The organism is Flavobacterium haoranii, from assembly GCF_009363055.1.
Classification (GTDB): domain Bacteria; phylum Bacteroidota; class Bacteroidia; order Flavobacteriales; family Flavobacteriaceae; genus Flavobacterium; species Flavobacterium haoranii.
On record NZ_CP045292.1, the window covers coordinates 1200370 to 1211797 of the forward strand.

Annotated in this window: 9 protein-coding genes; 7 read left to right on the top strand and 2 right to left on the bottom strand. The window is 31.4% G+C overall.

Annotated elements, in window-relative coordinates:
- Nucleotides 1-27: 27 nt before the first annotated feature.
- Nucleotides 28-1962 (bottom strand): hypothetical protein, encoded by a 1935-nt coding sequence (locus GCU34_RS05880; protein WP_072785823.1) that lies wholly within the window; start codon nt 1960-1962, stop codon nt 28-30.
- Nucleotides 1963-2166: 204 nt separating this feature from the next.
- Between GCU34_RS05880 and rplS the strand changes: the two genes are divergently transcribed.
- Both rplS and GCU34_RS05890 read left to right on the top strand, forming a co-directional pair.
- Nucleotides 2167-2517 carry a 50S ribosomal protein L19 gene (gene rplS, locus GCU34_RS05885; protein WP_072785825.1) on the top strand — a complete coding sequence of 117 codons (351 nt, stop codon included), beginning with the start codon at nt 2167-2169 and terminating at the stop codon, nt 2515-2517.
- Between the two features lie 229 nt (nt 2518-2746).
- Nucleotides 2747-4969, top strand: a complete 2223-nt coding sequence (locus tag GCU34_RS05890; protein ID WP_072785827.1) for an NADP-dependent isocitrate dehydrogenase — start codon at nt 2747-2749, stop codon at nt 4967-4969.
- A gap of 67 nt (nt 4970-5036) precedes the next feature.
- Here the strand turns inward: GCU34_RS05890 and GCU34_RS05895 are convergent, their stop codons facing one another.
- Nucleotides 5037-5696 (bottom strand): hypothetical protein, encoded by a 660-nt coding sequence (locus GCU34_RS05895; protein ID WP_072785828.1) that lies wholly within the window; start codon nt 5694-5696, stop codon nt 5037-5039.
- Between the two features lie 122 nt (nt 5697-5818).
- Between GCU34_RS05895 and GCU34_RS05900 the strand changes: the two genes are divergently transcribed.
- The 5 genes from GCU34_RS05900 (at nt 5819) to GCU34_RS05915 (ending at nt 11373) form a co-directional block, all read left to right on the top strand.
- Nucleotides 5819-8197: a TonB-dependent receptor gene (locus GCU34_RS05900; protein WP_072785830.1), complete on the top strand. Its 2379-nt coding sequence runs from the start codon at nt 5819-5821 to the stop codon at nt 8195-8197.
- Nucleotides 8198-8199: 2 nt separating this feature from the next.
- Complete coding sequence (locus tag GCU34_RS05905; protein WP_072785832.1) at nt 8200-9036, top strand: DUF4249 domain-containing protein; 837 nt, start codon at nt 8200-8202, stop codon at nt 9034-9036.
- Between the two features lie 47 nt (nt 9037-9083).
- Nucleotides 9084-9746 (top strand): thiamine diphosphokinase, encoded by a 663-nt coding sequence (locus GCU34_RS05910; protein WP_072785834.1) that lies wholly within the window; start codon nt 9084-9086, stop codon nt 9744-9746.
- Nucleotides 9747-9820: 74 nt separating this feature from the next.
- Entirely contained in the window at nt 9821-9958 is a 138-nt protein-coding gene (locus tag GCU34_RS13630) for a hypothetical protein (protein ID WP_193702259.1), read from the top strand.
- 38 nt (nt 9959-9996) lie between these two features.
- Nucleotides 9997-11373 carry a L,D-transpeptidase family protein gene (locus GCU34_RS05915; protein ID WP_227658777.1) on the top strand — a complete coding sequence of 459 codons (1377 nt, stop codon included), beginning with the start codon at nt 9997-9999 and terminating at the stop codon, nt 11371-11373.
- Nucleotides 11374-11428: the final 55 nt, after the last annotated feature.

The window sequence follows — 11428 nt, forward strand, 5'->3', positions numbered from 1 at the left end:
CATCAAGATCTCTTTCTTTTATCTTGTTTAAAATGAAAGCTTTACAACTCTAGTATAATCTTTAGAAAATTTTCTTTTACCTGTTCCATTACATAATTTACAAATACTTTTTGTATATCCATCGCTAACTTTTTGTTTAGAAACCCAAGTAGCTTTATAATCTACAGTTTGGCCTTTAGACAAATATTTTAAGCCATCTTTATAAAATATTACTGGACTAATATAAGACGAATGGTTGTAAGTATTTTTAACATCTATAATTTTAAATTTTTCTGTTAAAACCTCAGGGTTACAATTAACCTCAACTTCTTTTTTACCCATTACCTTACAGTAAACTTCTGAAAAATCTCTTGTTATGGTAGCATAAACATTTTTTTCATCAGTTTCAATTTTAAAACTTCTATCCTTCTCATTAACTGAATGTACAATCATCTCTCTTTTTAAAGTTTTTACATATACTTTATCACCAGGTTTTAGATAGTTTAAAGAAGTTGTTTCTGCAATTTGACCTAAATATTTATATTCAAATGGAACTTCTTTATTTACAAAATTAATTCCTTCCAGCGGCATTTTTTCCCATATTTCATTATCCTCTTTTTGAATTACATTATTTAGTCTTCTACCTTTTATTAATTCTCCATTTTCAAAAATTCCTATTTGAGCATCAATTTTCATATCTAAAGGACTATATCTACCATCAGATGTTGTTGGATCAATAAAGTATTTATTTTGAAACAAATGTGTTATTTTACAACGATAACCTAATCCATTTAACTTCCCGTTTTTAAATTGTCCTACCTTTAAATACCTAACCTGTCCTGGGAATAGGCTATCAACAGCTTTCATTGAAATACCATAACCCGAATAACTTGGTGAAATTCCGCTGTCTACATTTGCAATACAATAAGGATTAACACCATCACTCAATACCATATAATTATTTTTTAAATATTCATAGGCATCTAGCTTGGGCGCTCGCATTTTAACTATAGTTTTATAAGATTGTCCAAGCTTATTTATTAAATCATCAATATTAGGTTTATCCGTTAAATTTGCGGGCACAGTCATTTCTATTTTACCATTGATAATTAAAGCCCAATAAGCTTTTTGGGTAGTATTGTCTTCCATAAAAACAACCGAACCATTACCTAATTCTTTTATTGTAGGCAAGAAAAAACCAGCAAAAGTAATATTTTCAATAGAATAATAACTACCCGCTGCCGTATAACCAAAATATGAATCATTGTTTTTCAATGTTTGTAAAAATGGCTGTATTGCATCTGGTGAAGGTAATCTACCTGCTCCATAATTTGTATAATAAACAGGTAATCCATTAAAATTCTCTTTTTTTCCTTCATCTCCATATTGTTTGTCGCTCGAAAAGCGTCTTACCAAACTCCCTTCTTTATCATATTCTTCATAAACTTGAACATATTTGTTAAGAGGATCTTTAGTTATTTTCTGATATAATTTACCATTAGGATGAAACAGGCTACTTTCAACATCAACACTTTTTAAATTGTTTCCAGGATCTTTTATAAATATTTGTCCGTTTTTATGATAAATTGGTCCATCTGGCTCAACATAATAATATGCATTATTTGAACCCCTTTGCCATTTTACTCTTTTTATTATTTTGCCTTTACAATAAACATCATAACCTAAATTAAAAGAAATTTTATTATAACTTTTATTAAAATCACAGTTTTGTCCATCGCATTTTGCACCATTAATTTTAGGCTTGTCCTTAAAGACATTATAATTGGGTTGATAACCTACTTGGAGTTCTCTACTATTAATGATAAGATTATCAATGTTTTTAGCATTATCTCCATTATCATATCTATTCACAGTCAAAAAACTATAGTTTCCTTCTTGAGCTTGAAATTGAATCGTAAAAAGTGTAAATAGAATTAGACCTAATTTGTTTCTGAATAATATTTTTATTAATTCTATTTTCATTGAAAGCATTTTAAATAATACATTCAAAACTAAGTATAGTAAAAAAAGTAGTCAATAAGGCAAATGCCCTATATTCAAATCAAAAAAAATCATACATTTATGTGTTACTAATATTTTTTTTATTAATTTTGCACCCACATTTGGATCAACCTCTGGCGAAAGACGTGTATGTTGTTCTGATTCAAACGTTTATTTTTAAAAACAATGGCTAATTTAGTAGATTTCGTACAAAACGAATTTGTAGCAAAAAAAGATTTCCCTGAATTCAACTCAGGAGACACGATTACTGTGTATTATGAAATTAAAGAGGGTGAAAAAACTAGAACTCAGTTCTTCAAAGGAGTTGTAATCCAAAAAAGAGGTGCTGGTTTAACTGAAACTTTCACAATTCGTAAAATGTCTGGTTCTGTAGGTGTAGAGCGTATCTTCCCTGTTAACATGCCAGCTTTACAAAAAATCGAAGTTAACCAAAGAGGTAAAGTTCGTAGAGCTCGTATCTTCTACTTCAGAGAACTTACTGGTAAAAAAGCAAAAATTAAAGAAAGAAGAAGATAATCTTCCCTTTAAGAAACCAATAAAAAAACCGCAACGCTGTTGCGGTTTTTTTATTTTAATAATTTTACACAATATAAATTATCAATTTCATAATATTTTAATCCTAAAATATTAAATCCCTAATTCAATCGTTTTCGCTCTTAACTGGTTTATATTTAGGCTCATTTTTCTTATATTTGTCAGGTTTTCTCTGAAAATTTTAAACAAACAAACACTAAATTAAATTTACATGTCAAATCAACCTAAAATTATTTATACGATTACTGACGAAGCACCCATGCTTGCTACACATTCATTTTTACCTATTGTACAAGCATTCTCAAAACCTGCGGGTGTTTCAATTGAAACAAGAGATATTTCATTAGCCGGAAGAATTTTAGCAAACTTTCCAGAATTTTTAAAAGATGATCAAAAAATTGGTGATGCTTTAACAGAATTAGGACAATTAGCTACGACTCCAGATGCTAATATCATTAAATTACCAAATATTTCGGCTTCTATTCCTCAATTAAAAGAAGCCATTGCAGAATTACAATCTCAAGGTTTTGCAATTCCAAATTATCCAGATGATCCTAAAAATGAAGAAGAAAAAGCAATTAAAGCTAAATATGCAAAAGTTTTAGGTTCTGCTGTTAATCCAGTTTTACGTGAAGGAAACTCTGATCGTCGTGCTCCTAAAGCGGTTAAAAATTACGCAAAAGCTCATCCTCATTCAATGGGAACTTGGGCAGGCACATCAAAAACTAAAGTTGCTCACATGAGCGAAGGTGATTTCTACGGAACTGAAACTTCAGTTACACTAGATAAAGATTCTCAATTTAAAATCGAATTTGTTGCCAAAGACGGAAGTGTTAAAGAATTAAAAGGATTAGCTACTTTAAAAGCTGGAGAAGTTATTGATAGCGCTGTTTTAAATATCAATGCTTTAAAAGCATTTGTAGCTCAAACTAAAGAAGAAGCAAAAGCTGCTGGAGTACTTTTATCAGCTCACTTAAAAGCTACAATGATGAAAGTATCTGATCCAATTATCTTTGGAGCAATTGTAGAAGTTTACTTTAAAGATGTTTTTGAAAAATACGGAAGTGTTTTTGCAGAATTAAACATCAATAAAAATAATGGTTTAGGTGAAGTTTTCGGTAAAATTGCCGGACACGCTCAAGAAGCTGAAATTAAAGCTGCTATTGAAACCGCTATTAACAACGGCCCTGATTTAGCCATGGTGAATTCAGACAAAGGAATCACTAACTTACACGTTCCTTCTGATGTTATTGTAGATGCTTCTATGCCTGCAATGATTCGTATTGGAGGTAAAATGTGGGATAAAGAAGGTAAAGAGCGTGATACTGTTGCTATGATTCCAGATCGTTCTTATGCTGGTGTTTACGTGGCTGTAATTGATGATTGTAAAGCAAACGGAGCATACGATCCTAAAACTATGGGTTCTGTGCCAAACGTAGGTTTAATGGCTCAAAAAGCAGAAGAATATGGTTCTCACGACAAAACGTTCCAAGCGGAAGCTGAAGGAACTATTCGCGTAGTTGATGCAGAAGGAAATGTATTTTTACAACAAGCTGTTGAAGCTGGTGATATTTTCCGTATGTGTCAAACCAAAGATGCTCCTATCCAAGATTGGGTTAAATTAGCTGTAAATAGAGCTCGTTTATCTAACACTCCTGCTATTTTCTGGTTAGACGAAAACCGTGCTCACGATAGAGAAATCATCAAAAAAGTAGAAAAATATTTAAAAGATCACGATACAACAGGTTTAGATATTCGCATTTTAAATCCTATTGAAGCTACAAAATTCTCTGTAGAAAGAATTCGTCGAGGTTTAGACACTATTTCTGTTACAGGAAACGTGTTACGTGACTACTTAACTGACTTGTTCCCTATTTTAGAAGTGGGTACTTCTGCAAAAATGCTTTCTATTGTTCCATTAATGAATGGTGGTGGATTGTTTGAAACTGGTGCAGGTGGATCGGCTCCTAAACACGTTGAACAATTTGTTGAAGAAGGATATTTACGTTGGGATTCATTAGGAGAGTTCTTAGCTTTAGGTGCTTCTTACGAGCATTTATCGCAAACTCAAAACAATCCTAAAGCTATGGTTTTAGCTGAAGCTTTAGATGTTGCTACTGAGAAATTCTTAGAAAACGACAAATCACCAGCGCGTAGAGTAGGACAAATTGATAACAGAGGTTCTCACTTCTACTTAGCTTTATATTGGGCAAACGCTTTAGCTACTCAAGATAAAGATGCTGAATTGAAAGCTAAATTTGCTCCAATTGCTGAAGAATTTAATGCTAACGAAGCTAAAATTAACGAAGAGTTGATTGCTGCTCAAGGTACAGCTCAAAACATTGGTGGTTACTATCATCCAAATGAAGAGTTGACTGCAAAAGCAATGCGTCCAAGTACAACTTTAAACGCAATCTTAGCTAAATTGAATTAATCAATTCTAGATAAATAAAAAAGGCTTCCATTTAGGAAGCCTTTTTTATTGGTATTCTATTTTTATTTTATTTATCTAATGGTTTCTTATAATCAATAATAAACTTAGCGGAAACACCCGTTTTTAAATTCCAGTCATTTGTAGTTATTAAATTATCATTCTCATCATAAATAGCAAAGTTCGCTGTATTTGGTCCAGCTAAACCTTGATTTAAAGCCATTATATCAATTGCATTTTCTCCTTCTCTCAAATTCACTACATAAGTTTCATAATTACTTCCCAAAAGTTCATTTAAAAATAAGATTTGATAATTCAAGAAAATTCTAATTCTATCTCCATCTGGTTCCATAAAGTCTCTTGTCTTTATTTTTATGGTTGACGTTCTTACTACATATTTCCCAAAGAAAACATCGTCCCAGTTTCCTTCTTTATTAATTTCTTTATTCAATTTATCCATTACCTCATCTCCAGGATTTTTAAAATCTGTTGATGTATCTAAAATACTTTTAGGCGTTTCTTTATCGTTCGATAAAATAGAATATCTACTCTTTTTGGGACTATCAAAAACACTTTTATATTCAAGTGAAGGTAAATTAGAATCATTAGCAGGAGTTTGCTCAAACGGATTATCTAATTTCAATTTTAAAGGCGTACTTTTCTTGGTGTCAATTTGTGCAACTGATACCGAAACAAAAAGCAGTAATACAAGGTTTATAAAAATCTTCATATTCTAATTTCAACAAATCTATAGAAAAGTGTTAATACAACTTGTAAATTAACCAATGATTAACAATTGTATTGTAACAAATAAAAAAAATATCGTCAAATTTGTCAATCAAAAAATATACCATGTTCACGAACTTTAGGCAAGTTAGCATTTTTTTAGTTTTTTTATTCAGTTTTATTGGATATTCACAAGAAAAATTTACAATTAGTGGCACTGTTAAAGATAGTTTATCAGGCGAAACACTTATTGGAGTTACTATTGCTATTCCCGAACTCAAAACCGGTACTACTACTAATGAATATGGTTTTTATTCGTTAACACTTCCCAAAGGCGAATACACAGTTTGGGTAAGTTACATCGGATTTAGTGATTTTTATCAAAAAATAACCTTAACTAGTAACCAAAAAATCAACGTTGATTTAAAAGAATCATTAGAAAATTTACAAGAAGTAATTGTAACTGATAATCCCAATAAAGTTGTACTGGATAAACCGGAAATGAGTACGCATAAAATTACGGCGGCTACGATAAAAAAAATGCCTGCTGTAATGGGTGAAACAGATATTTTAAAATCGATTTTAACCCTACCTGGAGTAACAAATGCTGGCGAAGGTCAATCGGGTTTTAATGTGAGAGGTGGCGCTGCCGATCAAAACTTAGTTTTATTAGACGAAGCAACACTTTACAATTCATCACACTTATTTGGTTTCTTTTCCGTTTTTAATACCGATGCCATCAAGGATATTAAATTGTATAAAGGCGGAATTCCTTCTCGTTTTGGAGGAAGAGTTGCTTCCGTTTTGGAAATATATCAAAAAGATGGAAACAATACTGGTTTTCATGTAAATGGAGGAATTGGTGTTATTTCGAGTCGTTTGTTAGCGGAAGGACCGATTGTAAAAGACAAAGGTTCTTTCCTTTTTGCAGGAAGAAGTTCGTATGCACATCTGTTTTTAAAATTAGCCGACAATGATAATTCGGCGTATTTCTATGATTTAAATACGAAATTGAGTTACCAACTCAATGATAATAACAGTTTATTTTTATCTGGATATTTTGGCCGCGATGTTTTTAGTTTGAGTGATAGTTTTAAAAACACCTACGGAAATTCGGTTTTTAACCTGAGATGGAATCATTTGTATTCGGATAAATTATTCTCGAATCTTTCACTTATTTACAGTGATTACTATTATGGTTTAACCCTGAATTTTGTAGGCTTCAATTGGGACAGCGGTATAAAAAATTACAATCTTAAATACGATTTCAAACATTATCTTTCCGATAAAACCAAACTTTTTTATGGAGTAAATGCCATTTATTATGATTTCAATCCTGGCGAAATTAATCCAACCGATGATTCTTCCGGTATAAATCCGGATCAATTGGCTAAAAAATATGCTTTTGAACCTTCTTTCTATATTGATTCGGAACAAAAAATTTCAGACAAGTTAAGTGTAAATTATGGTTTGCGATATAGTTTATTTTATCGATTGGGAGATGAAGAAATTAATCTTTACGAAAACAATCAGGCAGTCGTTTTCAACGAAGACTTTCAGATTTATGAAAAAGCGACTCCAATTGGCACCAAAAAATATGGTAAAAACGATATCATTTCGCAATTTGGCAATTTAGAACCTCGATTAGCTTTGGCTTACACTTTAAACCAAAAAAGTTCTCTTAAAGCGAGTTACAACCGAATGACGCAATATTTGCATTTAATTTCCAATACGCAATCTCCTACTCCATTAGATGTTTGGACACCAAGTGACGATTATTTGAAACCGCAAATTTTAGATCAAATTGCCTTTGGATATTTTAGAAATTTTAAAAACGGTGCATATTCCTTAGAAGCCGAAACGTTTTTCAAAAAAGTCAAAAACCGATTGGATTATATTGACGGTGCCGATTTAATTGCTAATGATGATATTGAACAAGTGGTTTTAAATGGAGAAGCTAGAGCGTATGGCTTGGAACTTTTGGTTCGCAAAAACAACGGAAAATTAACTGGGTGGCTTTCCTACACTTTATCGCGTTCGGAGCAAAGAACTCCTGGAAGAACAGCCGAAGAAACCGGAATTAACAATGGCGAATGGTACAAAACAGGTTGGGACAAATTGCACAATCTTTCAGTGACTTCTATGTACCAACTTAATGAAAAATGGAGTTTTAGTAGCATTTTCACCTTACAAAGCGGACAGCCGGTTACCTATCCAAACGGACAATATCAGTATCAAGGAATTATGGTTCCAACCTATGGATTACGAAATGAAAACCGCTTGCCTACGTATCATCGTTTGGATGTTTCGGCTACTTTGGTTCCCGAAAAAAATAAAAATAGAAATTGGTATGGCGAATGGGTTTTTGGAATTTATAATATTTACAGCCGAAAAAATGCTGCTTCTATGAGTTTTAGACAAAATCAAGATTCTGGAAATAATGAAGCCGTTCGTTTATCAATTTTTGGAATTGTACCAAGTGTAACCTATAATTTTAAATTTTAATTATGGTAAAGATAATCTTGAAAATAACAACATTTATTGTCCTTACAATAGTAACGCTTCTCATACTTATAAGTTGTGAAGATGTGGTTGATGTGGATTTAGAAACAGCTGAACCTAAATTAGTTATTGATGCTTCTTTAAAATGGCAAAAAGGAACTACCGGAAACGAACAAACTATCCTTCTTTCCACAACAGCTGGTTTTTATGAGAATGAAGTTCCAACAGTAAGAGGCGCAACAGTTTTTATTACTGACGGAAATGGAATTCAATACGATTTTATAGAAATCCCTGGAACTGGAAATTACGTTTGTACTAATTTTAATCCTGAAATACGTCAAACTTACACGCTAACTGTAATTCATAATAGCCAAGTTTATACTGCTACAGAATCATTAATTGAAGTTCCAACAATTGATTATATTGAACAAAACGAAAATGGAGGTATTACTGGCAATCAAATAGAAGTTAAATTCTTTTATCAAGATAATGGATTGATAGACAATTATTATTTAATTAATTTCAACGCTTCAAATGCTCTTTTACCCATAATTGACGTAATAGATGATGAGTTTTTTCAGGGAAATCAAATGTTTGCATATTTAGCAAATGACCTTAATGCTGGAGATTCTATACAACTTCAATTAAATGGTATTTCTGAAACGTATTACAATTATATGAATATCTTATTAAGCATTGCGGGTTCAAGCGGAGGAAGTCCTTTTCAAACACCTCCTGCTACTGTGAGAGGAAACATTGTAAACCAAACCAATTTTGATAATTATGCTTTAGGTTTCTTTAGATTGTCGGAAACAGATACAATGGATTACGTAATTGAATAAATATTGTTTAATTTCGTAATTCTAAATCTGTAATTCTAAATTTTAAAATGTCTTCACATCACATTGTTCGCGACGATCAAGAACCTGCTTTAATTATTGCCAATGGTGCTGCTTGTAGCAAAGAGCTTTTAGGCCAACTTTTAGAATGGTCGCCATTTGTAGTGGTTCTCGATTCAGCAATAGATAGAGTTTTAAATTTAGGTATTAAAGTTGATGTTTTATTGGGTGATTTTGATCGCGATTTTAATCCCGATATTTATAAAGAATCTCAATTTCCACTTGAAATCATTCACACTCCTAATCAAGATAAAACCGATTTGGAAAAAGCTTTTGACTTCTTAATCGAACGCGGTCACCAAGCGGTAAATGTAATTTGGGCCACCGGAAGAAGAGCCGATCACACGATTACCAATATCACCAATATTGTTCGCTACCGAAATATTCTAAAAATTGTTATTCTAGACGATCATTCCAAAATTTTTTTATTGCCCGAAAAGTTCCAAAAATGGTATCCTAAAAACACGCCGCTTTCTCTTATTCCAATTGGAAAAGTTAGCGGAATTCACTCTCAAAATTTATTTTATCCATTACAAAATGATGAACTAACCATCGGTTACAGAACCGGAAGCAGTAATCACGTTTTTGAAGATGGCCTTGTAGTTATTGAACATAGCGAAGGCGATTTATTACTTATGGAATGTTGGGATTAAAATTATATAAAAAATTCTAATTGAGATGTAAAACGCATCAACACTTACCATCATAAATTTGTAAAAAAGCAGTTATGAAAAGTAAGTTATCAATTATAATCCTATTAATCGTTATAATTTCAAGTTGTAAAAACAACAAAAATTTAGATACTTCAAATCTAGAAATCGATGAAGCGATTGCTATTACGCAAAAGAAATTAAATCCTTTTTAGCTGATTATCCGAAATTTAAAAAGTACAAAAAACAATTAATTGCACTTTATAAAAGTCAAAATTCTGAATCTCTTTGGTTTAATGAAAATGAAGAAATTCAAGAATTAGCTTCGGTATTACATTACAACTTACATAATATTTCAACGGAAGGTTTAGATGAGGAAGTTCCTTATTTAGAAAAATTTGATTCAATCTTTAAAACTGAAATTGAAAACGAGAAGTCATTAAAAAACAATGATATTTTAATTTCTAGCTTGTATTTGTATTATAATGATAAAGTAGTTGAAGGAACCGACTATAATTCGAGAAAACTAGGCTGGTTTATTAGTAAAAAGAAAGTCGATTATATCCATTTAATAGATTCTATTAAAGCGAATCCTGATGCGGATATCAAAAAAATCACTTTTATTGACCAATATTACAAATTACACGAAAAATTATTATTCTATAACGAAATCGAAAAAAAAGGTGGTTGGAAAAAAATTGCATATTCTAAAAATGATTTTCCTATAAATCTTGACGATAATTCTACAGTAATTTCTGCTGTAAAGAAGCGCTTAATTAGAGAAGGTTATTTAAATCACGACGATTCGTCAAATGTTTTTAATGTTAGTCTAAAAGTGGCATTAAAAGAATATCAAGAAACTAATAGCTTAACTATTAACGATACTATAATTACGAGCGAACTTTTAGAAAATCTCAATAAACCAGTAGAAGAGAAAATCACTACATTGAAATTAAACATGGAGCGTTGTAGATGGATGGATCCTAAACTTTTTAATTCAAACGAATTGATTTTTGTAAACATTCCTGCGTTCCAACTTAATTATTTCAAAAACGATATTTTGGCTTTTAACACAAAAGTTGTAGTCGGTAAAAACGCTTCAAAAACTGTAATTTTTGATAACCAATTGAGTTATATTGTTTTTGCGCCTTATTGGAATGTTCCAAAAAGTATCATTAACGATGAAATAATTCCAGGTATTGAAAAAGATGAAAATTATTTGGAAAAGCATAAAATGGAATGGAATGATGGAAATGTAAGACAATTACCTGGACCTTGGAATTCACTCGGGTTGATTAAATTTATTTTCCCAAATTCTAACAATATATATCTTCACGATACGCCATCTAAAAACTTGTTCAATCAAGATGTAAGAGCTTTTAGCCACGGTTGCATTCGAGTTGAAAATCCAGATATATTAGCAGAGAAAATTTTAACTAATGATCCAAAATGGACAAAAGAAACTATTCACAAAGCCATGAATGGAAAAACTGAAACTACATATGAATTAGAAACTAAAATTCCAGTAGTTATAAGTTATTTTACAGCTTGGGTTAACGAAAAAGGACAATTAATATTCTACAATGATATTTATAAAAGAGATAAAAGATTAGCAAAAATAATTCTGTAACACTAAAACCGAAAAACTGCTTTATCTTCGTAACTTTAGAGCTTCAAAAAATTGC

Bases quoted from the DNA above. Each gene is read 5' to 3' on its own strand.
- GCU34_RS05880 (WP_072785823.1), bottom strand. From the start codon at position 1,962: ATGAAAATAGAATTAATAAAAATATTATTCAGAAACAAATTAGGTCTA.
- rplS (WP_072785825.1), top strand. From the start codon at position 2,167: ATGGCTAATTTAGTAGATTTCGTACAAAACGAATTTGTAGCAAAAAAA.
- GCU34_RS05890 (WP_072785827.1), top strand. From the start codon at position 2,747: ATGTCAAATCAACCTAAAATTATTTATACGATTACTGACGAAGCACCC.
- GCU34_RS05895 (WP_072785828.1), bottom strand. From the start codon at position 5,696: ATGAAGATTTTTATAAACCTTGTATTACTGCTTTTTGTTTCGGTATCA.
- GCU34_RS05900 (WP_072785830.1), top strand. From the start codon at position 5,819: ATGTTCACGAACTTTAGGCAAGTTAGCATTTTTTTAGTTTTTTTATTC.
- GCU34_RS05905 (WP_072785832.1), top strand. From the start codon at position 8,200: ATGGTAAAGATAATCTTGAAAATAACAACATTTATTGTCCTTACAATA.
- GCU34_RS05910 (WP_072785834.1), top strand. From the start codon at position 9,084: ATGTCTTCACATCACATTGTTCGCGACGATCAAGAACCTGCTTTAATT.
- GCU34_RS13630 (WP_193702259.1), top strand. From the start codon at position 9,821: ATGAAAAGTAAGTTATCAATTATAATCCTATTAATCGTTATAATTTCA.